Raw genomic sequence first — 26,480 nt, 5'->3', positions numbered from 1 at the left:
GGCACGTAGCCTAGGGGCATGCCTGAATTCACCGAGGTCTCCGTCACGGATGCGGGATCCATCGCCCTGCTCACCCAGTACTTCAGTGACCGGGCGTCCACCTTTCCGCACGCCGGCGGCTACCGCACCACCTTCCCCACCCCGGAGCAGTTCGTACCGCCCCGCGGGCAGTTCCTGCTCGTGAGCGAGCAGCCCGAGTCGCGTACCTTTGTGGGCTGCGGCGGTATCCGTCGCATCGACGATGGCGCGGATGACGCGGTGCGGTACGAGGCCAAACACCTCTGGCTGCAGCCGCAGGTCCGCGGTCGCGGCTGGGGCGGCCTGCTGCTGGCGGAACTCGAGAAGCGGGCCAGGGACTTCGGCGCTACCGAGCTGGTGCTCGACACCAACGCCAGCCTGGAGGCCGCCGGTCGGCTCTACCAGCGCGCCGGGTACGCGGACGTGCCGGCGTACAACGACAACCCGAACGCCACGAACTGGTACCGCAAGGTGCTCGTCTAGCACCGGGCGGCGGATGCGCCCGGTCGCGGGGCGTGCGCGCCGCAGGCAGGTAGCTGTGGCACCGGTTGACCTGTTCTCACCGGTGACGTGCTAGGTTTCGGCCACGGACAACGGCGCACGAGGCGGGGGCATTCATGACGGGTCGACCGGCGCGAGCGGCGTGGGCCACAGCGGCAGTGCTGGTCTCCGGTCTCTTTCTGACCGGATGCACGGCAGATGCCACCTCGTTGGTGCGCGACTTCCTGGCCGCCGACCGCCAGCCCGATGACACCCTTCCCGCGGACATGGGAACGCCGGGCATGGATGGCGATTCGAGCCGGCTGGCGGGTTCCTTGGACGGCACCAGCTACTACCTGGCCGAGTATGTTCAGCCCGAGACTGGGACTCCCGTCATCTGTCTCATCCTGATCTCCACGGGCACCGAGTTCGGGAACTCGGCGTGCGGACCCGCCGAGCAACTCCGGACCGTGGGCAGCATGACCGGAGGGGCCACGATCGTGGAACGGGAAGATCCGGTCCCCGATGGCTGGACTCGACTGGGCGATTTCCTCATCGTCAATCCAGACGCCAGGCCCTGACCGCGTCCCACCCCGACCAGTCCGGCCAGCCCGGGCCGGTCTCGCCTAGAACAGCAGCGGGTCGGGCAGGCCGGTGCGCAGTTCGACCGGCAGGTGGCCGAGGTCGTTGTGGGTGACCAGGGACCAGGGCCGGCCGGGCTTCTGTTGCAACACGGTGAGGCCGCAGTTGGCCTGGTTGATGCTGATCCAGCGCCAGTCCGGGGCGCCGAGCACCTCACGTACAAACCAGCCGATCACGAAGTTGTGGGTGATGAGCAGGTCGTGCCGAGGCCCGCGGTGTGGGTGCAGGAATTCCGCGGCGGCGTCCTCCATCTGTGCCCGACCGGCCTCGATCTCCTCCTCGGAGACCGCGTTGAAGAACGGGGCGTAGGAACTGGGCATCTCCGGCGCCCGCCCCGATGGAACGCAGTCGAACAGCAGCGGTGACGGCTCGGGCGTGAGGGACGGCAGCCGGTCAGCGATGATCGCGGCGGTCTCGGCCGCCCGCTGCAACGGTGAATGCCAGGCCCCCGTGAACGGCACCCCACCCAGACGCTCGGCGATGAGGTGCGCCTGCCGCTTGCCCCGCGGAGACAGCGGCCCGTCCGGGAGACCGTATTCGGCATCCTGTTGCTCGCCGTGTCGCACGAGGTAGAGATATTGGGGCATCATCGCCCTTTCGGTTGAGCTGGTGCAGGCGTCCGGCCGGAGCTGGCGGTCGAACGTGGAGCGGCGGTCCTTCAGGCAGTCAGTTCACCGGCATCGACACGGGGTCGCGCGGGAAGATCCCGTCGAAGGCGTCGTCGGCGAGTGCGCCGACGGCGGAGAGGGAGAACGGCCGGGAGACCATGTCCGCGGCAAGCTGCTGTACGTCGTCGGCCGTCACCAAGGCCAAGCGGCGCAGCGCCTCGTCGAGGTCGACGAACTCGCCCAGGGTGATCTCGGATCGGCCGAGGCGGGACATCCGGGTGTCGGAGTCTTCGAGAGCCAGGGCGGATGCGCCGGAGAGCTGCCCCGAGGCACGCGTCATCTCGTCGGCGGTGACGCCGTGGTCGGCGAGCCGGTGCAGCTCGGCCAACATGATCTCGGCGACCTGCGCTGCCTTGGCCGGCGTGCAGCCGGCGTACATGCCGAAGAGGCCGGCATCCGAGTAGCCGGGGGCGAAGGAGTACACGGAGTACGCCAGGCCGCGCTTCTCGCGCACTTCCTGGAACAACCGGGAGGACATGCCGCCGCCGAAGATGGAGGTGAGCACGTTCATAACCACCCGGCGGTCGTCGTTGGCGACGAGGCCCGGCACGCCGAGCAGCAGGTTGGCCTGTTCGAGCGGGCGGTGCACGACCGTGACGGGCCGGCCCTGCTCGATCACGGCGGCCGCTCCGGAGCGCCGGCCGACGGGCGCGGCGGACACACCAAGGTCCCAGCCGGCCTGCAGCAACGCACGGGTCACGGCGGCAACGAGAACGTCATGGTCGACGGCGCCGGCCACGGTGACCACGAGGTCCTGCGGGCGGTAGTTGGCGCGGTAGTGCTCCCAGACGGCGTCGCGGGTGGCGGCGCGGATGGTGTCCGGGCTACCGCCGATCGGGCGGCCCAACGGATGTGTGCCCATCACGGCCTCGAAGAACCGCTCGTTGGCGACGTCGGCCGGGTCGTCGTCGGCCATCGCGAGTTCTTCGAGGATCACACCACGTTCGGTCTCGAACTCGGCCGGATCGAGCACCGAGGAGGTGATCATGTCGGTGAGCACCTCCACGGCCATGGTCAGGTCCCGGTCCTGCACCTTGGCGTAGTAGCAGGTGTATTCCTTGGCCGTCATGGCGTTGTGCTCGCCGCCCACGGCGTCGAACGCGATGGCGATGTCCAGGGCCGTGCGCTGCTTGGTGCCCTTGAAGAGCAGGTGCTCGAGGAAGTGTGTCGACCCGAAATGACCGGGCTGCTCGTCGCGGGATCCCACCGCCACCCAGTAGCCGATAGTGAGGCTGCGGCTGCCCGGCACCTGTTCGGAGACGATGCGCACACCGCTGGGGAGCACGGTCCGTCGCACCAGGGAGTCACCGGCGGCCCGAAACGAGAGTTCGGTTAGGTCAAGGGGAAATTCAACGGCGCCGTTCATATCGCTTCAACCTTACGACACCCCTGCGCGCGGGCCGGCCTGACCGCCGGGTTCTCCCCCGGCCACACACCGGATTCGCAGCGGGCCGACAAGCGAACTCCGACCGCTCAGGCGGATACCCGGTCCAAATCGACCATATCGGCACGGCCCAGCCGCACCGAACCGGCCGCGACGAGCGCACCCACCTGGTCGGGGTGGCTCGCGCTGGCCACCGGGGCCGCCACGCCGTCCCTGGCCAGCAGCCAGGCCAGGGCGATCGACGACGGTGCCACGCCGTGGTCCTCGGCGATGCGCTCGACGGTGCCCAGCACCTTGAGCCCCGTGCGGTTGAGATACGCGGATGCGCGCCCGGCCCGGATGGTGTCGGTGAGGTCGGCCTTGGAGTGGTACTTGCCCGTGAGGAAACCGTGCGCGAGGGCGAAGTACGGCATGACCGCCAGGCCCTGCGCGCGGGTGACCAGTGCCAGGGAGGATTCGAACGAGACCCGGTTCATCAGGTTGTACGGGGTCTCGACGGCGGCGAACCGGGGCAGCCCGTTCGCGGCGAGCACCCGGGCCTCCATCAGTCGCTCCGCGGTGAAGTTCGATGCGGCGATGTAGCGCACGGTGCCCGCCCTGATCAGGGTCTCCATGGCGGCGAGGCTCTCCTCGAGAGGAACGTCAAGGTCGTCGTAGTGGAAGTGCAGGAGGTCGATCCGGTCGGTTCCCAGCCGCTCGAGTGACGCGTGCACGGCGCCGACGATGCTGCGCGGAGACAGTCCGGGGTTGTCCCGGTTGCGGCCGATCTTGGTGGAGATGACGATGTCGTCCCGCACTCCGCGGGTGCGCATCCAGGAGCCGATCAGTACCTCGCTGCGGCCGGCGGCGTAGCTGTCCGCCGTGTCGAGGAAGTTGCCGCCGAGTTCGAAGTGCCGGTCCAGGATGGCCATGGCGGTGTCGCCGTCGGTGGTCCAGCCGAACACGCTGCAGCCCAGCGCGAGCGGGTGCACTCGCAGATCGGTGTCGCCGATGGTGCGCCGCACAGCGGGAGCGGTGCCGGACGAGTGCGTGGGCAGGTGGACGGGCCCGGTGTGCTGCACCTGCACCGGACGGGTCTGCAGGATCAGGGCTTCCAGCGCCGCGGCCGTCCGGTCGAGAGCATCGGCGGTCTCAGGGCGAGATCCATCGGCGGCGCGAGCCATCCGAACGCTGCCTGTCCCCGCACTGCCACTCATGCCGTCACCACCCTCGAACGGGCGGCGCACGTGGCGCGCCGACCCCTGTACAGCCGAGAATAACCCGATCCTGGATTTCCGCTGGGGCGCGCGGCAAGCGTTACCGAAACGTTCGGGATTACCCCCGATCGGCCGGAAATCTCCCTGGGCCCGGCCCGTTCGGAGGTGCCGGGAGTAATCTGTTGCCCATGTCCGACTCCCCGCTCTACGACATCCCGCTCACACTCATCGACGGCACACCCACCACCTTCGGCAGCTTCGCCGGCAAGACCGTGCTCGTGGTCAACGTGGCCTCCAAATGCGGTTTCACGCCCCAGTACGCGGGGTTGGAGGCGCTCTACAAGCGTTACGCCGACAGCGGCCTGGTGGTGCTCGGCCTACCGTGCAACCAGTTCCTGGGCGAGGAACCCGGCACGGAAGAGGACATCCAACAGTTCTGCGAGCTCAACTTCGGCGTCACCTTCCCGCTCACTGCCAAGGTGGACGTGCGCGGCAAGCACCAGCATCCGCTCTATGCGGAGCTGACGAAGTTCAAGAAGGGCGTGTTGCCCGGCCTGATCAAGTGGAACTTCGAGAAGTTCCTGGTGAACTCGGACGGCGTGATCGTGGACAGGTTCGCGTCAACGGTCGAACCGGAATCCGCCCAGCTCGTCGCGGCGATCGAGCAGTCCCTGGCCCGCACCGCGGCCTGAGAGTTCAGGCGTCCCAGCTGCACACGCAGAGCTCGTTGCCCTCCGGGTCGGCCAGCACCCACCAGTCCGGCGCGTGTTCGTCGGTGAGCAGCACTCCTCCGACAGCGATGATGTCCCGCACGCGCTCCTCGCAGTCGGCGACCGGCACGTAGACATCCAGGTGGATGCGGTTGCGTTCCACCCTCGATAGCTCCATGTGCTGGAACCAAACCCTGGGGCCCAAACCGCGCGGGTCGGTCAGTTCGGTCTCGCCGGACTGGCCCGACTCCACGTAGCCCAGCCCCACCCGCCAGAACGGGCGCACGGCATCCGCGTCGGCGCAGTCGATGGCGACGTCGATGCGGGTCGGCAACAGGTGGGTGGCGCGGGCCTCCTGCTCCCCGGCGAGTTCCTGGATGCGCAGCGCGAGCCGCAGGTCCCGCTCGGTGACCCCGGCCACGTCGTGGGAGCTGAGCTGGAACTCCACCGATCCCCACGCCAGAGTGACGTCGGGGTGGTGGTTCAACGCCTCGGCGTCGGCGGCCACAGCGTCGACCAGGCGCACAGCGGCCGCGAAGTCCGCTGTGCGGTACGTCGCGTAGAGGGCGCCCTCCAGATGGATGAAGTCTCCCCCGGCGAGCACCGTGTGGGTGTGGGCGGGCGTCAGGGTCTCTCGGGTGTCAGCCATGCGCCCACTCTTCCGCTCCGTGCTGGCCCGGTCAACCCGCAGGCGATGATCGCGAGCCCGGTGCGGCCCGGCTGTGCGCAGCGCTCGGCTCGATTCGGTCACGGTGCGCAATGTGCCCTGTTCAGGGGGTAACCCGCATGGTACGGTCTGGCAGTATGCACCATCTGGACAGAGTCGACCTCGAGCTGCTCACAGCCCTCTGCGCGAAGCCCGACAGCACCTATGTGGGCCTGGCCCATACGCTCGGGCTTTCCCGCAATACCGTGCAGGCCCGGATGTCCCGGCTCGAGGAATCGAAGGTGTTCCTCGCATTCGACCGGCGGATCAGCCCCGCCGTGCTCGGCTACCCGCTGACGGCGTTCATCGAGGTGTATATCGCGCAGAAGCGGGCCGCGGAGATCATCGCCGAGCTGGTCCTGATTCCCGAGATCGTGCAGGCGCACGGAATGAGCGGAGCAGCCGACCTGCTCGTGCGGGTGGCCTGCGCCGACGCCGAGGACCTGTTCCGGATCGACCGCACCATCCTCGCCTGCGACGGTGTCGAACGCACTGAGACGTCCCTGGCGATGGGCGAGCTCATCCCGTACCGGGTCACGCCGCTGCTCGAGCGCGGCATCCACCCCAAGCCGGCCTGACGACGGATGCCGACGGCACACGCTGCCGGCGGACGCCCAGGACTGACGCGAAAAGGCCCGCCCTGCCGAAGCAGGACGGGCCTTCCGTCTGACCGGCACACCTGGCGAGAGGTGACCGGCAGAACTAGTGACTAACCTTCGGCCGGAGCTTCGGGTCCCTCGGATGCGGCGTCGCGACCGTGCGTGTCGGCCTCATCGGCGAGGACCGGGGCGAGCGAAAGCTTGCCACGGTCGTCAATCTTGGTGATCTCAACGAGGACCTTCTGGCCCACGCCGAGGACGTCTTCGACGTTCTCCACGCGCTTGCCGCCGGCGAGCTTACGCACCTCAGAGATGTGCAGCAGGCCGTCCTTGCCCGGGAGGAGCGAGACGAAGGCGCCGAAAGCGGCGATCTTCACGACAGTTCCGAGGAACTGCTCGCCAACCTCGGGGTTGGTGGGGTTCGCGACGGAGTTGACCATGATGCGCGCGGCCTCAGCCGAGGGACCATCGACAGCGCCGATGTACACGGTGCCGTCTTCCTCGATCGAGATGTCGGCGCCGGTCTCGTCCTGGATCGAGTTGATCATCTTGCCCTTCGGGCCGATGAGCTCACCGATCTTGTCGACGGGGATCTGCACGCTGATCACGCGGGGCGCGGTCGGTGCCATCTCGTCGGGCTTGTCGATCGCCGCGTTCAGCACGGCGAGGATCGTCGTACGGGCATCCTTCGCCTGCGTCAGCGCGCCGGCCAGGACCGACGCGGGAATGCCGTCGAGCTTGGTGTCGAGCTGGATCGCGGTGACGAATTCGCTCGTGCCTGCGACCTTGAAGTCCATGTCGCCGAGGGCGTCTTCGGCACCGAGGATGTCGGTCAGGGCCGCGTAGCGGGTCTGGCCGTCGACGGTGTCGGAGATGAGGCCCATGGCGATGCCGGCGACCGGGGCGCGCAGCGGCACTCCGGCGTTCAGCATCGACAGGGTGGAGGCGCAGACGGAACCCATCGAGGTGGAACCGTTGGAGCTGAGCGCCTCGGAGACCTGACGGATGGCGTACGGGAATTCCTCACGCGTGGGCAGCACGGGAACCAGGGCACGCTCAGCGAGCGCTCCGTGGCCGATCTCGCGACGCTTGGGCGTTCCGACCCGACCGGTCTCACCGGTGGAGTAGGGCGGGAAGTTGTAGTTGTGCATGTAACGCTTCTTGGTGACCGGGCTCAGGGAGTCGATGGTCTGCTCGAGCTTGAGCATGTTCAGCGTGGTGACACCCAGGATCTGGGTCTCGCCGCGCTGGAAGATAGCGGAACCGTGCACGCGCGGGATGACCGCGACCTCGGCGTCGAGCGGGCGGATGTCGGCCAGGCCGCGTCCGTCCATACGAACGCCCTCGTTGAGCACGCGCGAGCGTACGACGAGCTTGGTGACGGACTTGTACGCCGCGCCGACCTGGTTGTTGGCCGTTGCGGGCAATTCGCCGGCTTCGACCTTGGCCGCGATGGCGGTCTTGACGGATGCCTTGAGCACGTCGTCGGCATCCTGACGCGCGATCTTGTCGGCGATGACGTAGACGTCCTTGAGGCCGTCGTACGCCAGGGCTGCGACAGCGTCGTAGACCTCGGTGGTGTACGGCGGGAACAGCGGGTAGTTGCCGGTGGGCTTGGATGCCGCGGAGGCAACCTGCTGCTGGGCGACGATGAGCTGCTTGATGAACGGCTTGGACGCCTCGATACCCTCGGCGATGACCTCTTCGTTCGGCTTGATGGCGCCGCCCTGGATCAACGTCCAGGCGTTGTCGGTTGCTTCGGCCTCGATCATCATGATCGCGACGTCTTCGCTGCCATCGGCATCCGTGACAACGCGGCCGGCGACAACCATGCTGAACACGGCCTCTTCGACCTGCGAGTGCTTCGGGAAAGCGACCCACTGGCCGGAGCCGTTGGTGTCGGGGATGAGGGCGACGCGGACGCCACCGATCGGGCCGGAGAACGGCAGGCCGGCGATCTGGGTCGACATGGACGCGGCGTTGATGGCCAGCACGTCGTAGTACTCGTCGGGCGCGATGGCCAGAACGGTCACGACAACCTGGATCTCGTTGCGCAGGCCGTCGACGAACGACGGGCGGAGCGGCCGGTCGATCAGACGGCAGGTGAGGATCGCCTCGGTCGACGGGCGACCTTCGCGGCGGAAGAAGCTGCCCGGGATGCGGCCAGCGGCGTACATGCGCTCTTCGACATCGATGGTCAGCGGGAAGAAGTCGAAGTTGTCCTTCGGCTGCTTGCTGGCGCTCGTGGCGGAGAGAAGCATGGTCTCTTCGTCAATGTAGGCGGCGGCAGAGCCCTGCGCCTGCTGGGCGAGACGCCCGGTTTCGAAACGGATGGTGCGCTTGCCGTACTTGCCGTTGTCGATAACGGTCTCGGCGAACGTGATTTCTGGACCCTCCATATGGGGGTTCTCTCCTTTGTTTAGACTCGTTTGCCCGTGTGGCGCGCGAGTGGGACATCGGAGCAGGAACAGGCAGAACATGGCTGCCGAACATGTGTTGGCGCCGACGTTGCTGGCCACCAGTAGAAATTCACCAACGTCGTGTGTCTGGCACTGTGTTCATGAACACTGCCGCTCATGAACACTGTCGCGTTGGGAAACCACCACCGAGGACCAGCGTCCTGCCGGTCTGCTCCGGGTAAAGCGGGTAGATCCGAAGAACTACCTGACCAAGCCTAGCAGAACAGGGGTTAATCGATAAGGATCCGGGCGTCGAAGACCGGTCCGTCGGCGCACACCAGAGGACCTTCCACACTCGGGTCGGTGCGCACCGGGGCGGCGCAGCCGTGGCAGTAGCCGAGGCCGCACGCCATATGCGCCTCGAGCGAGGCCTGCACGGGCGCGCCCCAGTGCGCGCCGAGTTCGGCGGCGAGACGGGCGAGCACGCCGGCGCCGCAGACCATGACCACGTCTGGTGGGGTCGTCTCGGGCGTGGCGCCGTCGTATTCGGCGCGCAACCGGCTCCCCAGTTGAGTCAGATCGCTCGAGCCGTCGTCATCGGTGGCCTCCATCATCCGCACGCCGAGTTCGGCGCAGTCGGTTCGGCCGAGCAGTTGGTCGGGGCGTTGGCCGCTGAGCACCATGGTGGTGCGGATGCCCGCCGCAACGGCGTCCTCTGCGGCGCCCATCACGCCGCAGATGCCGACGCCGCGGCCGATCAGCAGGGCCGTGCGGGTGCCTGGCGGGAACTCGAACCCGCGCCCGAGCGGGCCGGTGACCTGCAGGCTGACGCCGACCGGGACGGCGGCCAGGGCGCGGGTGCCCCGGCCGACGACGCCGTAGATCAGCTCGATCGTGCCGGGCATCGCCGCGGTCGCCGGCTGGTGCGCGGTGGCGGGGCGCGCCGGCGTCGCCGGACGCCGCCGGTGGATGGCCATGGGCCGGGGCAGCAGGATGGTGTCGCCGTCGCTGGGCGGCACTGTGATCATGAGGAACTGGCCGGCCTGGGCCGTCCGCGCGATGGTGTCGCTGGCCAGGACCAAGCGCCGGTAGCGCTTCCCCGCCGGCTCGTGCACGAGCACCTCGGCGTCGTCCCAGACCGGTTGCGGACGTGGCACGGACGAACGCGGGCGTACCGAGATGAGTCCGTCGAGCGCCGCCGCATCCGCCTCGGCAAACGCGCGCTGACGCGCGGCGGCCGCGCGCCGGGCGGCGTCAGCCTCTCTCCGCTGGTCGAGCCCCTCCCGCTCGTCGAGCCCCCCACGCCGGTCGAGCCCCTCCCGCCGGTCGAGCCGCCCACGCTGGTCGAGCCCCTCACGTTGGTCGAGCTTGTCGAGACCTGGTGAGATATCTCGCGAGGTCACTTCGACAAACTCAGTACGGCGCTCGACAAGCTCAGTACGGCGCTGGACAAGCTCAGCCAACGACGGGTTGCGTTCCGAGAACGGGTTCGGGTTCACAGTGCGGACTCCAGCTCGAGCAGCTCACGGATGCTGCCAACCCCGGCGTCGAGGCACCGGTGCCGCAGCCCCCTGGCAATCTCCACCGCGGCGAACGGCCGCGCAAAACTCGCGGTGCCCACCTGCACGGCGCTCGCCCCCACAGCGACGTAGTCCAGCGCGTCGTCGACGGAACCGACTCCGCCGCAGGCGATCACCGGGATCTGCACGGCGCGGGAGGCGAGCCAGACCAGCCGCAGCACGATCGGTCTGATCGACGGTCCGGACAGGCCGCCGATCACGTTGCCGAGAATCGGCCGGCGGGTGCCCGCATCCAACGGCATCGCAGGGATCGAATTGGCCACGCAGACGGCGTCGGCACCGGCCTCCTCGGCGGCTCGCGCACAGTCGGCGATGGAGGCGACCAGCACCGGCAGCTTCACGATGACGGGTTTGTCGGTGACCCGCCGCACGGCTGCGACCACGACGCGGATGGCCGCGGGGTCGGAGCCGATGTCGGTGCCGTCCCGGTCGAGGTTGGGGCAGGACACATTGAGTTCGAACGCGCTGCCGTGCTCACGCAACGCCTCGACGACGGGGGCGTATTCACCCGGCCGGTGCCCGCCGACGCTGATGATCGTGGGCACGCCCAGGGCGGCGTAGCGCGGGTGCAGCTCGGCCAGGTAGCCGGCCGGACCCCGGCTGGGGATGCCCACGCTGTTCACCATGCCCGCGGGTATCTCGGTGAGCCGGTGCACCGGGTTGCCGCCGCGCGCGGAGCCGAACACGGTCTTGGTGACGGTCGCTCCGAGTTCGGTGACGGGGATCAGTGCACCCAGTTCCGGGCCGAAACAACCGGACGCCGGCATCACCGGGTTGTGCAGTGTGAGGGTGCCGATGCGCACGCTGAGGTCGATGTCGGGGACGGCGGGGTCATCGAGGGCGGAACCGGCCGCGAAGAACGCGGCGCGGGCATCCGGGAAGGCGGTGCGGGCCTCGGCGGCTGCGAAGCGGACATCCGGAAAGGCGGTGTCGTCGAGAACGGGGACCATGTGACGACCTGTCTGCGCGGTTGTCACGGCTTCCGTCTCTCAGGAAGCACCCTCTCCGGCGCACCGCGTTTCAGTCTTCCGCCCGCGCGGTCGCTCCCAGAAGTGCCAAAAGTCCCCCGCCGCATTCCGCGAACTGTGAGCAAAGCACCGAAAACTCGGGTTTCCTGGGGCTTAACTCACAGTTCGCGGGGTGGGTTCGGGGGGTGGGAGGGGCTAGCGGGGCTAACGGGGCGGGAACAGGCCGGCGGGGTTGAAGCCGGCGGGGAGCTCGAAGGGGTCGCGGATGCGGGCGGACCGGTCGGAACGGGTGACCAGGGATGCCAGCTCACCCGCGGCTCGCTCGATGCGTGCCGGCAGGGTCTGCACCCGGCTGTCGATCCGGCCGCCGTCGCCGGTGCCCCAGTCCTCCGACGCGGCGAACACCGACGTGGGCACCACCACGGCGTGCAGGTAGGTGAACATCGGCCGCAGCGCGTAGTCCAGGGCCAGTGAGTGCCGCGGCGTTCCCGCCGTCGCGCCGATCAGTACCGGCTGGTCGGTGAGACTACGGTTGTCGATCACGTCGAAGAAGGTCTTGAACAGTCCGCTGTAGCTGGTGGTGAAGATCGGGGTGACGGCGATCAGGCCGTCGGCCGAGGTGACAGCCTCGATCATCTCTTCCAGCCGCGGGTTGGCGAACCCGGTGAGCATGTTGTTCATGATGTCTTGCGCGTAGTCACGCAGTTCATAGGTCACGACCGTGGTGGTGACACCCTCGTCGGCCAAGCGCGCCACGGTGGCCGTGGCGAGCTTGTCGGCGAGCAGACGGGTGGACGAGGGCTGGCTGAGCCCGGCGGAGACGACCGCCAGGGTGCGCTCGGTCATTCCTACGCTCCGGTCTTGCCGGCGCCGGCCAGGCCGAACGCGGCTCCAGACGCGCGGCGGTGCGGTGCGATCGCGGCGGCCGTGTCAAGGTCGTCACGGTGAGCGGATGCGACCACGGTCGGCGCCTGCGCGGCTTCGGCGGCGATCACCAGGGACTCGTGGGTGGGCCCATCCGGCACGTCGGCCGGGCGGTTCTTCGCGAATTCCTTGCGAAGCACGGGTACGACCTCCTCGCCGAGGATGTCGAGCTGCTCGAGAACCGTCTTCAATGGCAGTCCGGCGTGGTCCATCAGCCAGAGCTGGCGCTGGTAGTCGCCGACATAGTCACGGAAACCGAGGGTGCGGTCGATGACTTCCTGCGGGCTGCCGACGGTGAGCGGCGTCTGCGAGGTGAAGTCCTCCATGCTCGGACCGTTGCCGTAGACCGGCGCGTTGTCGAAGTACGGCCGGAACTCACTCTTGGCGTCCTGCGAGTTCTTGCTCATGAACACCTGGCCGCCAAGTCCGACGATCGCCTGCGCGGCGGTGCCATGACCGTAGTGCTCGAAGCGGTTGCGGTAGTACTTGACCATCTTGGCGGTGTGCGAGGCGGGCCAGAAGATGTGGTTGGAGAAGAAGCCGTCGCCGTAATACGCGGCCTGCTCGGCGATCTCGGGGCTGCGGATGCTGCCGTGCCAGACGAATGGCGGCACGCCGTCGAGTGGACGCGGGGTGGACTGGAAGCCCTGCAGCGGGGTACGGAACTGGCCTTCCCAGTCGACGAAGTCCTCGCGCCAGAGCCGGCGCAGCAGGGCGTAGTTCTCCAGGGCGAGCGGGATGCCCTGGCGGATGTCCTGGCCGAACCAGGGGTAGACGGGTCCGGTGTTGCCCCGGCCCAGGGTGAGGTCCACCCGGCCGTCGGCGATGTGCTGCAGCATGGCGAAGTCCTCGGCGATCTTGACCGGGTCGCTCGTGGTGATCAGCGTGGTGGCTGTCGAGAGGATGATCCGCTCGGTCTTGGCCGCGATGTAGCCGAGCATGGTGGTCGGCGAGGAAGGCACGAAGGGCGGATTGTGGTGCTCGCCCGCGGCGAAGACGTCGAGGCCGACTTCCTCGGCCTTCTGGGCGATGGTGAGCATGGCTTTGATGCGCTCGTGCTCGGTGGGGGTCTGCCCCGTGGTGGGATCGGTGGTGAGATCGCCGACAGTGAAGATTCCGAACTGCATTTCCAGCCTCCAAGACTCAATGCGTTTGCATGTACCGGTGTCAACGGCAGCGGGGTCGATCCTATTCCCGAACCATTATGGGCGCGGTAGCACCGGTTTCGCTGGGTTGCTCCGGCACGGTGAGCCTGGCCAGGGTGTGCTGGATAGCGACAGCGGCCGCTCCCCTGGCCCAGGAGGAGACGCCGGTGTCGTCGATGCTGATCTGGAGCGGCGTGGCCTCGGGGTCGCGGCCCGCGCGGGCGGCACCGATGACCTCGTCGGAGACGATCGCCCACATACCGATTCCCTCGCCGGCCAGCACTACGGTGTCGAGCATGGCAATGTTCGCGATGAGGGCCACCAGGCGCCCGAGTGCACGCCCCGACGCTCGCAGCACCTCGAGGGCGACGCTCTCGCCCGCCGCGGCGAGCGCGAGCACCTCGTCGTAACCGACCTCCCGGCCGAGCAGCCGGCCCACCGACGCCCGGATGGACGATTCGGTGAGCATGGCGTCGGAGCATCCGCGGTGTCCGGCATCGCAGAGCGGCCCGTTCTCGTCGAGCGGAACGTGGCCACCGAGGCCGAGGCCGCTGTCGCTCGTGGTGATGACCTGGTCGTTGACCACGAGGCCGTAGCCCACCCCGGTGCCGATGGTGAGCACGGCGAAGGTCGACGTTCCGCGGCCGGCGCCGAACCACTGCTCGGCGGCGGCCAGCCCGGCCACGTCGTTCTCCACGAAGACCGGAACGCCCAGGACCTTCTCCAGCGCCGTCGCCAGGTGCACATCGCGCCAGCCGAGGAACGGCGCCCGGGTGACGACGCGGGAGCGGGCGACCTTGCCGCCCACCGAGACGCCGACGGCGGCCAGGGATGCGGCGGCTTCGTCGCCGCCGGCGAGCTCCCGCACGAGATCGACGAGGTGCGCCACGACGGCGCTCTCCTGGCGAGAGCTGAGCGACCGCTGACCCGCAGCGAGTTCCTTGGCGCGTAAATCGGTCAGCACGCCGAAGGCATCGTCGGCGGTGAGCTTCACGCCGACGAACCGGCGGCCGTCGACCCGCACGTCGAGCGGACGCGTCGGGCGGCCGACGCCGCCGCTGTGGTCATCGTTGAGCTCCACGAACAGACCCCGGTCGAAGAACGGCTTGCTCAACCGGGTCAGGCTGGCCGGCGACAGGCCGAGACGCCGACCCAGTTCGGCCCGGGAGATCGGCCCGTGCATGAGCACCGCTCGCGCCAGGCTGAACGCCGACTCACCCAGTGGTGGCAGGGCGTCGTGGCTCCCGTGCATGGCGTGCGCCTTTCTGTCCCCCATAAACGGGTTGGCACTCATCTTGACATAGAGACACACGCGCGCGCGCCGCGGGCGGGCCGGGCCCCGCAGCCCCTGCCCAGGACAGGCGGGCAGCCCTTTCGGCCCGCCCTCCCGCACGCCCCCCACGGTGCCGAGGCTCGTCCCCCGGAGTAGTGCCACCCTCGGGGCGGACGCTACATTGGACGGACGATTTATTTCTATCGGTAAACCAATTCGTTCAGCCCCGGATGCCCAGCGCCGCTCCGCTGGGTCCCCGGCCAGGAAGGACCCCCGTGACCGCCGTCGAGCCCCGAACCCCAGCAGCTCCCGCCACCACCACGGAGCTCGTGCCCGCCGCGGCCCCGTGGTGGACCACGGCCGTGGTCTACCAGGTCTATCCGCGCAGTTTCGCCGATTCGGACGGCGACGGCATCGGTGACCTCGGCGGGGTGCGCGCCAAGCTCGACCACCTCGCCGACCTGGGAGTCGACGCCATCTGGCTGTCGCCGGTCTACCCGTCCCCGCAGCACGACAACGGGTATGACATCCGCGACTACCAGGACATCGACCCCGTGTTCGGCAGCCTGGAGGAGTTCGACGCCCTGCTGGCGGAGGCCCACGAGCGCGGCATCAAGATCGTGATGGACCTGGTGGTGAACCACACGAGCGACGAGCATCCGTGGTTCGTCGAGTCGCGGTCGTCGACCGACAACCCCAAGCGCGACTGGTACTGGTGGCGTCAGCCCGGTGCGGGCGGCGCCGAACCGAACGGGTGGGGCAGCGCGTTCAGCGGCCCGGCCTGGACCCTGGACGAGACGACAGGCGAGTACTACCTGCACCTGTTCGCCAAGCAGCAGCCCGACCTCAACTGGGAGAACCCCGAGGTGCGCCAGGCCGTCTACTCGATGATGAACTGGTGGCTGGACCGCGGTGTCGACGGGTTCCGGATGGATGTGATCAACTTCATCGCCAAGCAGCTCGAGCTGGTCAGCGGACCGGCCGCGGCCACCGCCGGCGGCTCCCCGATGGGTGCGCAGATCCACCACTACCTGCAGGAGATGCACCGGGAGGTCTTTGCCGGTCGCACCGGAGAGCACCTCACCGTGGGCGAGATGCCGGGGGTGAGCGTCGACGACGCCGTGCTCTTCACGGATGCCGCCCGCGCGGAGGTCGACATGATCTTCCAGTTCGAGCACGTCTCGCTCGACCAGGGCGTGCACAAGTTCGATCCACTGCCGCGCGACCTGGTCGCGCTCAAGCGCAGCCTGGCCCGCTGGCAGGAGGGCCTGGCCGAGACGGGCTGGAACAGCCTCTACCTGAACAACCACGACCAGCCTCGCCTGGTGTCCCGATTCGGCAACGACACCGAGTTCCGCTACGAGTCGGCCACGCTCTGGGCCCTGGTGCTGCACCTGCACCGCGGCACGCCCTACATCTACCAGGGCGAGGAGATCGGCATGACCAACGTTCGATTCGAGGACATCGAGGACTACCGCGACATCGAGTCGCTCAACCACTACCGCGAGGCCGTGGAGCAGTTCGACCAGTCCCCGGCGAGCGTGCTTGCCGGGGTGCACGCGATGGGCCGCGACAACGCACGCACGCCCATGCAGTGGGATGCGTCCGCCCACGCCGGTTTCACGACCGGCACGCCCTGGATCGCCGCGAACCCCAACTACAACGAGATCAATGTCGCGGCCGACCGCGCAGCAGAGAAGAGCGTGTTCGCCTTCTACCAGCGGCTAATCGCGCTGCGGCACGACGACCCGGTGGTGGCGTTGGGCGCCTTCGAGCTGCTCGAACCCGAGCACGAGCAGTTGTACGCGTTCACCCGCACCCTCGACAACGAGGTGCTCCTGGTGCTCGCGAACGCGTCGGACACCCCGCTCACCCTGCAGGGCGAGTGGGTGCCCGACGACATCTCGGGCGCTGAGCTTCTGCTCGGCAACTACACCGGCGACGGCGCAGCGGCTCTCCGCCCCTGGGAGGCCCGGCTCTACCGGCTCTAGCCGCCGGCATCCGCGAAGGCATCTGGCCCCGCAACGGACGAATGCACCCGGCGTGCCGGGTGCATTCGTCCGTTGCGGGAGCAGTTGCGGGGTTACTCGCCGCGGATGGCGCGCTCTTCGCGTTCGATCTCCTCGCGCCGGGTGGCGTCGACGAGAAGCTTGGCGTTGATGCCCACGAGCGAGTGGCGACGGCCGTAGGCGAAATACACGATGAACCCGAGTACCAGCCAGACCAGGAACCGCACCCAGGTGAGCGTGGTGAGGTTGAGCATCAGCCAGAGGCAGAGCGCGGCCGAGAGGATCGGCAGGTACGGCGACAGCGGCACCTTGAACGAGCGCTTGAGGTCGGGGCGCTTCTTGCGCAGCACCACGACGGCGATGCTCACGAGCACGAAGGCCGAGAGCGTGCCGATGTTGATCATCTCTTCGAGTACACCCACGTCGGTGAGCCCCGCGATGAGAGCGACGGCGGCGCCGGTGATGATCTGGATGCGTACCGGCGTGCGGCGCTTCTCCGAGGTGACGCTGAGCCAGCGCGGCAGCAGGCCGTCGCGGCTCATGGCGAAGAGCACCCGGGAGAGCCCGAGCAGCAGCACCATGATCACGGTGGTGAGGCCGGCCAGGATGCCGATGGAGATCACCTGGGCGGCCCAGCCGGCGCCGACGGCGATGAACGCCGTGGCCAGGGAGGCGTCCTTCGCGTCCGCGAGAACGGTGTACGGCACCATGCCGGTGAGCACCAGGCTGACACCCACGTAGAGCACCGTGACGATGGCCAGGCCCGCGAAGATGCCGCGCGGCAGGGTCTTCTGCGGATTCTTGACCTCTTCGGCGCTCGTGGCCACCACGTCGAAGCCGATGAACGCGAAGAACACCAGCGAGGCACCGGCGAGCAGGCCGAAAATGCCGTACTGGGCGGGGGCGGCACCGGTCATGAAGGAGAACAGCGACTGGGTCCACACGTCGCTTCCCACACCATCCGTGGTGGGCACGGACTCGGGGATGAACGGGGAGTAGTTGGCCGGGTTGATGAAGAACGCGCCCACGACGATCACGAAGAGCACGATCGCCACCTTGACGATGGTGAACACGCTGGCGACCCGGGCGGAGAGCTGGGTGCCCAGCACCAGCAGGGTGGTGAAGATCGCCACGATCACGAACGCACCCCAGCTCACCTGCAGCCCGAGCACGTCGATCGTAGACGGGATATCCCAGTTCCACAGCGCGAACACGTTGCTGAGGTAGATGCCCCAGTACTTCGCGATCACGGCGGCGGCGGTGAGCATCTCGAGGATCAGGTCCCAGCCGATGATCCAGGCGAGCAGCTCGCCCAGCGTGGCGTAGGTGAACGTGTACGCGGAGCCGGCCACGGGCACCGCGGAGGCGAACTCGGCGTAACACATGATCGCCAGGGCACAGGTGACGGCGGCGAGCACGAAGGCGAGGGTGACCGACGGGCCGGCGTAGCTGCCGGCGGCCTTGGCGCCCACCGAGAAGATGCCGGCGCCGACGGCGACGGCCACTCCCATGACCATCAGGTCCCACGTGCCGAGGGTGCGTTTGAGACTGTGCCCCTTCTCCAGGGAATCAGCCATCGACGATTCGATGCTCTTGGTGCGCCAGAGACTCATGGTGTATCCGATCGTGTAAAGCTCAAGTTTATGGGTGGCGGGCAGTCAGCGGCAGCCCGACGGTCCCTCCCGACCTACCGGCCCTTCCTGTGAGGTGCGTGATAAACCCCCCGAACAGGGAATTCGCCCCGCTGGGAACCGTGTTTGCTTTCGTGTATCCCCACCGGATCAGAACACAGAAAGCGTGCATATGAACTCCCGCAGATTCCAGGACCAGGTCGTCTTCATCACCGGAGGAGCCTCCGGACTCGGTTTGGCCGCGGCTCGCCGGTTCGCGGCAGAGGGCGCCACGATCGCCATCGCCGACCTGAACACCGAGGCCGCCGAGACGGCCGCCGCCGAATTCCCCGGCGCGATCGCCATCACCGTCGACGTGTCCAAGCCTGAACAGGTCGAGGCCGCGTTCGAGACGGCCATGGACAAGCTCGGCAAGGTCAACGTCATCTTCAACAACGCCGGCATCGACGGCAAGCAGCAGCGCCTGCACGAGATGGACGTGAAGAACTGGGACCTCGTCTCCCGCATCAACGGTGACGGCGCCTTCTTCGTGCTCAAGTACGGCATCACCGCACTCCTGGCCTCCGGCGGCGGCAACGTCGTGAGCACCGCCTCCACCGTCGGCCTCGCCGCGCAGGAGAACATCTCGCCGTACTCCTTCACCAAGGGCGGGCTGGTGAACCTCACCCGCTCGGCCGCCGTGGAGTACGCCAAGGACAACATCCGTATCAACGCCGTCGCCCCCACCGCGGTGCGCACCCCGCTCGTGGAGCACTTCATCGACAGCGCCGACGACCCGACCGCCATGCGCGAGCTGATGGAGAACTTCAACCCGATCCCGGGCATGCCCACTCCCGACGACGTCGCCGACGCGGTGCTGTTCCTGGCGTCGAACGAAGCCAAGTGGATCACCGGGCACACCCTGCCCGTCGACGGCGGTTACCTCGCACGCTGACCCATGCACGCTGGGAGAACCTCAGCGTTTGGTGGGTATCGACGCCCGCACCCGCGACCGTGACTAGCGTTGATCGGGGAGGCCACACACCGTGCGACCTCCCCGGCATCAGCGTTATTCGACCCACCCTGTTCCGACCTAGGAGAAGGAGAACATCATGACGACCACAGAACTTTCCGGCAAGCGCATCGCCTTCCTGCTCACCGACGGATACGAAGACAGCGAACTGTCGAGCCCCTGGCAGGCGGTGACGGATGCCGGCGCCACTGCCGTGTTGGTGTCCCCCGCCACCGAGAGCATCACCGGCAAGAAGGGCCACTCGCAGTATGTCGACCTGGCCGTCGCTGACGCCCGCGCCGACGACTTCGACGCGCTGGTGTTGCCGGGAGGCGTCGTGAACGCCGACCACCTGCGGATGGACCAGGACGCGATCGCGTTCACCCGTGACTTTTTCAGCGCGCACAAGCCCGTGTCGGCCATCTGCCACGCCGCCTGGATCCTCATCGAGGCCGGCGTGATCGAGGGCCGCACCCTCACCTCCTACCCCAGCCTGAAGACCGACCTGCAGAACGCCGGCGCCACCTGGGTCGACGAGGAGGTCGTGGTGGACAACGGGCTCGTATCCAGCCGCACCCCCGACGACCTGCCGGCGTTCAACGCCAAGGTCATCGAAGAGGTGGCCGAGGGCGCGCACGACGGGCAGACCACCTGACCCGTCGCGGTCACCGTGCCCTGGGCAGCTCGAGCACGGCCTCGGCGGCCTGCTCGAGCGCCCGGCCGTAGGCGGCACCGTGACCGGCAGCGTGCACGGCGAGCGGATGTAGCTGGTGCAGCGGCGTCCGCGCCCGCCAGCCAGCCCGCAGGGGCGATGCCGACTCGTAGCCGGCGGTGATCTCGTCCAGGTAGGGGCAGCCGAACAGCGCGAGCATCGCCAGGTCGGTTTCGCGGTGGCCGCCGTGCGCGGCCGGGTCGATGAGCACCACCCCGTCGGCCGACCAGAGCACATTGCCGGTCCAGAGGTCGCCGTGCAGCCGGGCGGGCGGCGCCCCGTCGTCGAAGTCGCCGGCCTCGATGCGGGCGCAGGCCGCGTGCACCGCCTCCGACTGGCGTGCGGTGATGCCACCTACGTCCAGGGCGATGTCGAGGTACGGCAGCACCCGGTACCGGGCGTAGAAGGCACCCCAGGTGTCTTCGTAGGCGGCCGGCAGGCTGCGGTTGCCGATGAACAGCGAGCCACTCCAGTTGTCGGGCGGTGCGCCGAAGGCCGCGGCACCGGCCGAGTGCGTCACCGAGAGTTGAGCGCCGAACGCCCGGGCCGCAGCGGCGCTGGGCGGCACCTCGTCGATGGTCTCGAGCACGATATGGCCGGGCTCCAGGTCGAGCACCTGCGCGGTGCGCACTCCCCCGGGCACCGCGAGCCAGACCAGCCCGGCCGCCTCGGCCTCGAAGAACCCGGACGGTGCGCCGTGCCGCCTCTTGTCGAACCCCCGAGGGTCGCCGCCGGGTGAATTGACGAAGTCGCTCATCCCTCCACTCTGACCGTTTGCGCGGCTGGGCGCTACGGGACGCGCGGCAACCGCCGCGACCTGTGAGAAAGGCACGCGTCCGGGCCCGAAAGCGGGGCTTAACTCACGGTTGGCGGGAGAGGGCGAGTGCCTGGCGGCGGCAGAGGGACACCGCGTCGGTGGCCGCGGCGAGCAGTTGGCCGGGCACCGGAACATCCGATCCGTAGCCGAGCGCCAGCGGGTACCCCCATTCGTCGCGCTGCAGCAGCTCGGGCAGCAGTTCGGTGCACAGGCCCCGGCCGTCGCAGGCCGTCCAGTCGATGTGCAGCACCGTGCGGGCGTCTGGAGCGGCGCCCGCGGTGGATGCGTCGAGCGCCGACCGGCCGGCCGGGTGGGCTGCAGCGGCCGCGGGCCGGCCGATGGGGGTGAGCATCCGGGCGCTCATGCGTGCACCTTGACGCAGGTGCCGTGCAGGTGGGCGTCGACGTCGGCCGCGAACACCGTGAGGGTACTCAGCACGAACCGGGCGGTGCCGTCGGGATGGTGGCAGGAGCCGCGCCCGGTGACCAGGGCGGCCAGACGCGCCACCTCGCCGGGCAGGCCCGGGTGGCGCTCCCCCGCGGCGAGGCGGCCGAGCACCGCTGCCATGGCCGGCAGGCCGTTGACACACGGCCCGCACTGGCGGGCACTCTGACCGGCCAGATAGTCGACGATCGACGCGGACAGCGTGAGCGGGCAGCGTCCGGTCTCCAGGACCAGCAGGATGCCCGCGCCCGGGCTGGCGCCGAAGGGCGCCAGGCTCACCCGGTCCAGGCCGGTGTGCAGGGCCGAGTCCGGAAGCCAGGCGCCGTGGTAGCCGCCGACGAGCACGGCTTGCAGCGAGGCCGGGTCGATCCCGCCGAAGCGCAGGAGTTCGTCGATACGGCTGCCGCCGATGACCTCGAGCACGGTCGCGGTGGCTCGGGCGGGGGCAGCACCTGACGCACCGGCAGGCCCGCCGCCGGTGGCGCCGGCGGAGACCCCGGCTGCGACGCCGGCGGCCCATAGGCCCCGGCTCACCGTCACGAGGCGCGTGCCCGGATCGGTCTCCGTGCCGAGCGAGCGGAACCAGTCCGCGCCGAACCGCACGATGAGGGCGATGTGCGCCAGGGTTTCGATGTTGTGCAGCAGGGTGGGCCGTTTACCCAGCCCCGAGGTTGTGAGGCGGATGTTGCGGTCGGCGGGCAGCGCCGGACGCCCGGCCAGGGCGTTGACCACGGCGGACGCCTCACCGGAGATGAAGCTCTCAGCACAGGCTCGCACGGCCACGCCACCGGCATCCGTGCGCTCGGCCAGGGCGTACGCCACGGTCGGCAGCAGCGCGGCCGGCGCGTAGAGGTAGACCTCAGCCGCGTTGACGGCGGCGGCCACCGTGAGGAGCCCGTCGATCACCAGATGTGGGGCCGTGCCGAGCAGGGTGGCATCCTTCACCGACAGCGGTTCGCCCTCAGCGGCGTTGCCGATCACGACGGGCCGGCGACTGCCGAGCCTGCCGGTCGCGGATCTCTCCGGGATCGCGGCGAGCTTGCGCCAGGCCGGGAAGCCGGCACCGCCGCGGCCCTCGAGACCGGCGGCGCGCAGGGTGGCCAGCAGGGTGCCCGACGCGGGCGCGGACGGGAGGACCCCGAACTCGATCAGATGCCGGGCGTGGTCGGGCCCGGGTGCCTGGGTGAGCCGGGCGGTGCCGAGCGGGGCCGGAACGTGGTCTGCCGCACCGGGGCGCCGGGCGTCGTAGGTCGGGTCGCCGACCACCTGGGCGGCCGCGCTTCTGGCGCTGCTCATGGTCGTCTCCCCACTGGGGAACTCAACTGGTGCGGCGAACCGTGAACATCGAGCGGGACCGCCGTCGTGGGGCGGGACCGCACGACGGACCCGGCAGTGAACCTCACGGTGGGGTCGGCGGAACCGGCCGGTCGGGTCGGCGACGACGCGTCGAGGGACTGGCCGCTGCGGGCGGCGAGGACCGGCAGCTCGCCGACGAACCGCTCGGCGCGACGCACACCGCGGTATTCGACGAACCCGGCGGTGATGCGCCAGATCACGGCGGCGAGCACTGCGGCGGTGCAGGCTACCGCGAGAGCCAGGAACCAGCCCTCGCCCGCATCCGTGCCGGTGCCCAGGGAGTGTGCGAGGGCGATGGGCCACATCAGGTAGGTCGACCAGTGCACCAGACGGAAGACGCGTTGGCCGACGTACCGACGGAGCAGGCTGGTGGCCACGACGGCGAGGAGCAGGTCGACCGCGAGGGTGCCCAGGCCCAGCCAGAACGGCCGGTAGGCGCCGAGGAACGGGAACACGAGGTCCACCAGGGTGAGCTGGGCGTAGGAGTCGGCGAGAAGCGAGAGCAGGTGGATGACGATGAACACCGTCGCCAGCAGCGACACGTTGCGGTGGATGAGCGTGATGGAGAAGCGAGGCAGCGTGAACAGCGGCCGGCCGCTGCGGGTCAGGATGCCCAGCAGCACCGACACGGTGAACAGCACGAGAGCCACGACGCCGGTGCCGCGGCCGAGAGCCCAGAATGCCTCGTCCATCAGGCCACGACCCGTCCGCGTTCGTGCCCGACGGGGGTGCCGTCCTGGTAGCGCGCCGGCCGGTCGCTGGGTCGGCGCACCTCGAGGGTGTCGGCGGATGCCCGTTCGCTGCGGGTCGGCACCGGCTCCGGGTCGGCCGGCCAGCCGCCGAGCACCGTGACGGAGCCGTTGACGTCGACGAGCCTGGCGGCCGCCCCGAGTTGGCGGAGCCACGGCAGCGCGGCCGTGCCACGCACGATCGCGGCCGTGCTCAGGGTGTTGGCCCGGTGGCAGCTCGACGCCGCCACGGTGACGCTGCGCCAGACCGGCTCGGCGGGGCGCCCGGTGCGCGGGTTCAGGATGTGGTGCTGCGCCTGACCGGCCATGGTCCACCGCCGGTGTTGGGTGCTCGAGGTGGCCAGGGCCATGCCCGGCACCAGGGTGATTGTGGCTGCGGGGTCTGCCGGGGTGTCCTGTACTCGCACCTGCCAGCCGCCCGCAGGCGCCGGGCCGGCCGTGGCGATGTCGCCGCCGAGGCTGAGGAGAACGCCGCAGCCGAGCGCGGCGCTGATCACCGTGGCGGTCCAATCGGCCGCGACGGCCTTGGCGGTGGCGCCGAGGTCGAGTGCCAGGTGTGCCGGCACGCGCAGCCGGTTGCCGACCAGCGACACGCTTTTCCAGCCCGGACGGTGGGACACGACGGCCCGCACGGGCACGCCGTGGTCTTCGACGAGGCGGATGTCACGGTCATAGCCGACGGCGTCGAGCGCGTACCGAGGGTGGGGTCGACGTCACCGTCGGTGAGCGCCGCCGAAGCGAGGGCCTGGCGCACGAGGTCGGCCAGGGTGTTGCTAACCCCGACGCCCGCGTGCAACCGGCCCGCGGCCAGCTGGAGCTCTGAGTCGGCCCTGAACCGGCTCGCGGCTCGGTCGACGTCGGCAAGCAGGGCGTCGGCCAGGGTGGCGGCCAACCCGATCTGGTCGGGGTCGGTCACGACCAGGCGTGCGCTGGTGCTCCAGAGCGTCCAGTCGCGCGACGCCGGGCGGGCCGGGCCGGTCGGCACCGGGTCAGGAGTGAGCTCGAACACCGGGGTCAGTGGGGTGGGTGGGTTCGTCATGTCAGGATCCGCTCGAGGTCGCGTCGGAGGTGGTGCCGGTGGCGGGGCTGACCGCCGAGCTGGAGCCGGTGCTCGATGGATCCGTGCTCGTCGAATCCGTGCTGGACGAGCCGGTGCCCGTGCTGGACGAGTCAGTCCTACCGGAATCGGTGCTGTTCGTGGTGTCCGCCGAGGAATCTGTGGTGGACGAATCAGTGCCGGACGAATCCGACAAGTCGCCGCTCTCGGCATCCGTCGTCGTGGTGGTCGTGCTCGAGGTGGTTCCCGACACGCTGGTGGCTTCGGTGTCCGCCCACTCATGCAGGCCGAGCGCCGACGCGGCGATCACGGCCACCAGGCCTGCCGTGCTCGTGACGATGGCGGCCAGTCTCTTGCCTCGCTCGTGCAGGTTCATCTTCCGTGCCGCCTTCCGCAGGTCAGGGTGGGCGACGTTCCGGGTCTCGGCCGCCGCTCTCGATGACTCCACTCTGCGACCGGTAACCATGCGCTCGCTCTGAGCAGCCTGTGCGCCTCCCGCAGGTATGGGGTGGACGACCTGTGGACAGCACCGGCGAAACCGCGAATGTCAATATTTTCTTGACATCTCTCTGGCGTCAAGACATTCTTGACACATGAACACGATCACGCGCACCACCACCGCACCGCCCCGCCCCCGTTGGTACGCTCCCGCCATCGGGGCCGCCGTCCTGTCGATCGCCGCGCTGTCGGTGGGCGCCTTCGTCGTCGTGGACGATGCCGCCGACTCCGTTCTGGGTTTCTTCACCGGAGCCATAGCCATGCTCCTGGTCGCCCTGGTGGCCTGGACCGAGCTCGTCCGACACATCGTGGCGAGACGGCGCGATACGGCGGCGCTCGACGATCTCGAACCGTTGCGGGCGGCCACCGAATCCGACCACGGCGACGAACGATGATGGCCGGTGCCGGTGATCGCCTGCGCGATGCCCTCACCCCTGCCGAAGCGAACGCCGTGCGGGATGCGGTAGCCGAGGGCGTGCTCGGCACGCCGGACGGCCTGCGGGCCGACCTGGAGACCGACCCGGACGCCTACCTCCGGCTGGTCAGCGCCAGTCGCACCGCTGCCGAGGAGACCAGCCGGCTGCTGCGCGATTCCATCAACGGAGCCCGTGCCGCCGGGCACAGCTGGGACACCCTTGGCCGGCTCCTCGGCGTGAGCCGGCAGGCCGCCCAACAGCGCTTCTCAGCGCCGGCGCAGGTGCCGGGCGCGGGAGCCGAGCCGGGGCATCCGCCCCGCAAGGTGATCAGCCCGGTCACCGCGTTCGATGAAATGGCCGTTCTCGCCGACGAGGGCCGTCGAGGCTGGCACGTCGTGGACTACGGCACGCTGTCCCATGTGCTTCAGGCCTCCGACCGGCAGTGGGAACACCGCCGGATGCCGTGGACACCGGGGAACGCGGCCAGGCGCCACCTCGAGGCCGATGGCTGGCGACTGGTGAAGGACACCACATTCCCCTGGGGCTACTACACCCGCGAGCTGGAGTCTCCGGCCGACCCGATCTGACCCGCAGCACCCCGCGAACTGTGAGATAAGCACGTCCCGAAGCGCAAAAGTGGGGCTTTGCTCACAGTTCGCGGGACAGGACACGGGTACACAAAACGGGCCGACACCCGAAGGTGACGGCCCGTTTCGAAGAAGATCGCGTTATCAGCGAATCTTTCGGCTACTACCTAGCGGCGCAGGCCGAGACGCTCGATGAGCGAGCGGTAACGGTTGATGTCCACGTCGGACAGGTAGCCGAGCAGACGGCGACGCTGACCAACCAGGAGGAGCAGGCCACGACGCGAGTGGTGGTCGTGCTTGTGCTCTTTGAGGTGCTCCGTGAGGTCGAGAATGCGCTGCGTGAGCATGGCAATCTGGACTTCGGGGGAACCCGTGTCGCCCGGGTGGGTAGCGTACTTTTCGATGATCGCCTTCTTAGCATTAGCTTCGAGTGCCATAGATGGGATCCCCTTTCTCTCACTGCGCGGTGCTCGGGGCAGAATGCCTGAGCTCTCTTTATCCGCGGCCGTTGAACGGCAACC

28 protein-coding genes are annotated in these 26,480 nt (G+C 69.0%); 10 read left to right on the top strand and 18 right to left on the bottom strand.

Features of this window, described 5'->3' with window-relative positions:
- The first annotated feature begins 18 nt into the window (after positions 1-18).
- Both KY500_RS03455 and KY500_RS03450 read left to right on the top strand, forming a co-directional pair.
- Positions 19-501, top strand: a complete 483-nt coding sequence (locus tag KY500_RS03455) for a GNAT family N-acetyltransferase (RefSeq protein WP_219902348.1) — start codon at positions 19-21, stop codon at positions 499-501.
- A 134-nt stretch (positions 502-635) separates the two neighbouring features.
- Complete coding sequence (locus KY500_RS03450; RefSeq protein ID WP_219902347.1) at positions 636-1,079, top strand: hypothetical protein; 444 nt, start codon at positions 636-638, stop codon at positions 1,077-1,079.
- Between the two features lie 45 nt (positions 1,080-1,124).
- On the opposite strand, the gene KY500_RS03445 is transcribed toward KY500_RS03450, so the two are convergent.
- From KY500_RS03445 to KY500_RS03435, 3 genes are all read right to left on the bottom strand, one after another.
- Positions 1,125-1,727, bottom strand: a complete 603-nt coding sequence (locus tag KY500_RS03445; RefSeq protein WP_219903269.1) for a histidine phosphatase family protein — start codon at positions 1,725-1,727, stop codon at positions 1,125-1,127.
- Positions 1,728-1,806: 79 nt separating this feature from the next.
- On the bottom strand, positions 1,807-3,174 hold the full coding sequence (locus tag KY500_RS03440) for a pitrilysin family protein (RefSeq protein ID WP_219902346.1): 1,368 nt from the start codon (positions 3,172-3,174) through the stop codon (positions 1,807-1,809).
- Positions 3,175-3,281: 107 nt separating this feature from the next.
- Complete coding sequence (locus KY500_RS03435) at positions 3,282-4,355, bottom strand: aldo/keto reductase (protein ID WP_219902345.1); 1,074 nt, start codon at positions 4,353-4,355, stop codon at positions 3,282-3,284.
- Between the two features lie 221 nt (positions 4,356-4,576).
- On the opposite strand from KY500_RS03435, the gene KY500_RS03430 reads away from it, so the two are divergent.
- Positions 4,577-5,080 (top strand): glutathione peroxidase, encoded by a 504-nt coding sequence (locus KY500_RS03430; RefSeq protein ID WP_219902344.1) that lies wholly within the window; start codon positions 4,577-4,579, stop codon positions 5,078-5,080.
- Between the two features lie 4 nt (positions 5,081-5,084).
- Here KY500_RS03430 and KY500_RS03425 read toward each other — a convergent pair whose 3' ends face one another.
- A complete protein-coding gene (locus KY500_RS03425) occupies positions 5,085-5,747 on the bottom strand; it encodes a VOC family protein (RefSeq protein ID WP_219902343.1) in 663 nt (220 codons plus the stop codon).
- A 155-nt stretch (positions 5,748-5,902) separates the two neighbouring features.
- On the opposite strand from KY500_RS03425, the gene KY500_RS03420 reads away from it, so the two are divergent.
- Complete coding sequence (locus tag KY500_RS03420; protein ID WP_219902342.1) at positions 5,903-6,382, top strand: Lrp/AsnC family transcriptional regulator; 480 nt, start codon at positions 5,903-5,905, stop codon at positions 6,380-6,382.
- 131 nt (positions 6,383-6,513) lie between these two features.
- Here KY500_RS03420 and KY500_RS03415 read toward each other — a convergent pair whose 3' ends face one another.
- The 6 genes from KY500_RS03415 to KY500_RS03390 all read right to left on the bottom strand — a co-directional run bounded on the left by KY500_RS03415 (position 6,514) and on the right by KY500_RS03390 (position 14,671).
- Positions 6,514-8,802 (bottom strand): polyribonucleotide nucleotidyltransferase, encoded by a 2,289-nt coding sequence (locus KY500_RS03415; protein WP_219902341.1) that lies wholly within the window; start codon positions 8,800-8,802, stop codon positions 6,514-6,516.
- 290 nt (positions 8,803-9,092) lie between these two features.
- Complete coding sequence (locus KY500_RS03410) at positions 9,093-10,205, bottom strand: hypothetical protein (protein WP_219902340.1); 1,113 nt, start codon at positions 10,203-10,205, stop codon at positions 9,093-9,095.
- A gap of 92 nt (positions 10,206-10,297) precedes the next feature.
- Positions 10,298-11,332, bottom strand: a complete 1,035-nt coding sequence (locus KY500_RS03405; protein ID WP_219902339.1) for a dihydroorotate dehydrogenase — start codon at positions 11,330-11,332, stop codon at positions 10,298-10,300.
- Between the two features lie 222 nt (positions 11,333-11,554).
- The gene (locus KY500_RS03400) at positions 11,555-12,196 is read right to left on the bottom strand and encodes an FMN reductase (protein WP_219902338.1); all 642 of its coding nucleotides are present in this window, start codon (positions 12,194-12,196) and stop codon (positions 11,555-11,557) included.
- A 2-nt stretch (positions 12,197-12,198) separates the two neighbouring features.
- On the bottom strand, positions 12,199-13,401 hold the full coding sequence (locus KY500_RS03395; protein ID WP_219902337.1) for an LLM class flavin-dependent oxidoreductase: 1,203 nt from the start codon (positions 13,399-13,401) through the stop codon (positions 12,199-12,201).
- Positions 13,402-13,462: 61 nt separating this feature from the next.
- Positions 13,463-14,671 (bottom strand): ROK family transcriptional regulator, encoded by a 1,209-nt coding sequence (locus KY500_RS03390; protein ID WP_219902336.1) that lies wholly within the window; start codon positions 14,669-14,671, stop codon positions 13,463-13,465.
- Positions 14,672-14,967: 296 nt separating this feature from the next.
- On the opposite strand from KY500_RS03390, the gene KY500_RS03385 reads away from it, so the two are divergent.
- The gene (locus KY500_RS03385; protein ID WP_370626872.1) at positions 14,968-16,683 is read left to right on the top strand and encodes an alpha-glucosidase; all 1,716 of its coding nucleotides are present in this window, start codon (positions 14,968-14,970) and stop codon (positions 16,681-16,683) included.
- Between the two features lie 92 nt (positions 16,684-16,775).
- Here the strand turns inward: KY500_RS03385 and KY500_RS03380 are convergent, their stop codons facing one another.
- The gene (locus KY500_RS03380; protein ID WP_219902334.1) at positions 16,776-18,314 is read right to left on the bottom strand and encodes an amino acid permease; all 1,539 of its coding nucleotides are present in this window, start codon (positions 18,312-18,314) and stop codon (positions 16,776-16,778) included.
- A 190-nt stretch (positions 18,315-18,504) separates the two neighbouring features.
- Between KY500_RS03380 and KY500_RS03375 the strand changes: the two genes are divergently transcribed.
- On the top strand, positions 18,505-19,266 hold the full coding sequence (locus KY500_RS03375; protein ID WP_219902333.1) for an SDR family NAD(P)-dependent oxidoreductase: 762 nt from the start codon (positions 18,505-18,507) through the stop codon (positions 19,264-19,266).
- Positions 19,267-19,423: 157 nt separating this feature from the next.
- On the top strand, positions 19,424-19,978 hold the full coding sequence (locus tag KY500_RS03370; RefSeq protein ID WP_219902332.1) for a type 1 glutamine amidotransferase domain-containing protein: 555 nt from the start codon (positions 19,424-19,426) through the stop codon (positions 19,976-19,978).
- Positions 19,979-19,988: 10 nt separating this feature from the next.
- Here KY500_RS03370 and KY500_RS03365 read toward each other — a convergent pair whose 3' ends face one another.
- The 6 genes from KY500_RS03365 to KY500_RS03340 form a co-directional block, all read right to left on the bottom strand.
- Complete coding sequence (locus KY500_RS03365; RefSeq protein ID WP_219902331.1) at positions 19,989-20,792, bottom strand: fructosamine kinase family protein; 804 nt, start codon at positions 20,790-20,792, stop codon at positions 19,989-19,991.
- Between the two features lie 103 nt (positions 20,793-20,895).
- A complete protein-coding gene (locus KY500_RS03360) occupies positions 20,896-21,216 on the bottom strand; it encodes a ferredoxin (RefSeq protein ID WP_255579770.1) in 321 nt (106 codons plus the stop codon).
- A complete protein-coding gene (locus tag KY500_RS03355; protein ID WP_219902330.1) occupies positions 21,213-22,592 on the bottom strand; it encodes an NADH-ubiquinone oxidoreductase-F iron-sulfur binding region domain-containing protein in 1,380 nt (459 codons plus the stop codon). Before KY500_RS03355 ends, KY500_RS03360 begins: the two co-directional genes overlap by 4 nt.
- Positions 22,589-23,344: a ferric reductase-like transmembrane domain-containing protein gene (locus KY500_RS03350; RefSeq protein WP_219902329.1), complete on the bottom strand. Its 756-nt coding sequence runs from the start codon at positions 23,342-23,344 to the stop codon at positions 22,589-22,591. The genes KY500_RS03355 and KY500_RS03350 overlap by 4 nt, the downstream gene beginning before the upstream one ends.
- On the bottom strand, positions 23,344-23,994 hold the full coding sequence (locus KY500_RS03345) for an FAD:protein FMN transferase (protein WP_219902328.1): 651 nt from the start codon (positions 23,992-23,994) through the stop codon (positions 23,344-23,346). The genes KY500_RS03350 and KY500_RS03345 overlap by 1 nt, the downstream gene beginning before the upstream one ends.
- The gene (locus KY500_RS03340; RefSeq protein ID WP_219902327.1) at positions 23,895-24,440 is read right to left on the bottom strand and encodes an FAD:protein FMN transferase; all 546 of its coding nucleotides are present in this window, start codon (positions 24,438-24,440) and stop codon (positions 23,895-23,897) included. The genes KY500_RS03345 and KY500_RS03340 overlap by 100 nt, the downstream gene beginning before the upstream one ends.
- A gap of 38 nt (positions 24,441-24,478) precedes the next feature.
- Between KY500_RS03340 and KY500_RS03335 the strand changes: the two genes are divergently transcribed.
- The 3 genes from KY500_RS03335 (at position 24,479) to KY500_RS03325 (ending at position 25,959) form a co-directional block, all read left to right on the top strand.
- Positions 24,479-24,937, top strand: a complete 459-nt coding sequence (locus KY500_RS03335; protein ID WP_219902326.1) for a hypothetical protein — start codon at positions 24,479-24,481, stop codon at positions 24,935-24,937.
- Between the two features lie 114 nt (positions 24,938-25,051).
- Positions 25,052-25,351, top strand: coding sequence for a hypothetical protein (locus tag KY500_RS03330; RefSeq protein WP_219902325.1), 300 nt, complete (start codon positions 25,052-25,054; stop codon positions 25,349-25,351).
- Positions 25,348-25,959, top strand: coding sequence for a hypothetical protein (locus KY500_RS03325; RefSeq protein WP_219902324.1), 612 nt, complete (start codon positions 25,348-25,350; stop codon positions 25,957-25,959). The genes KY500_RS03330 and KY500_RS03325 overlap by 4 nt, the downstream gene beginning before the upstream one ends.
- A 167-nt stretch (positions 25,960-26,126) precedes the next feature.
- On the opposite strand, the gene rpsO is transcribed toward KY500_RS03325, so the two are convergent.
- The gene (rpsO, locus tag KY500_RS03320; protein WP_066594293.1) at positions 26,127-26,396 is read right to left on the bottom strand and encodes a 30S ribosomal protein S15; all 270 of its coding nucleotides are present in this window, start codon (positions 26,394-26,396) and stop codon (positions 26,127-26,129) included.
- Between the last annotated feature and the right edge of the window lie 84 nt (positions 26,397-26,480).

Source organism: Cryobacterium sp. PAMC25264 (genome assembly GCF_019443325.1).
Classification (GTDB): Bacteria; Actinomycetota; Actinomycetes; order Actinomycetales; family Microbacteriaceae; genus Cryobacterium.
This window is presented reverse-complemented; position numbering and strand designations above follow the sequence as displayed.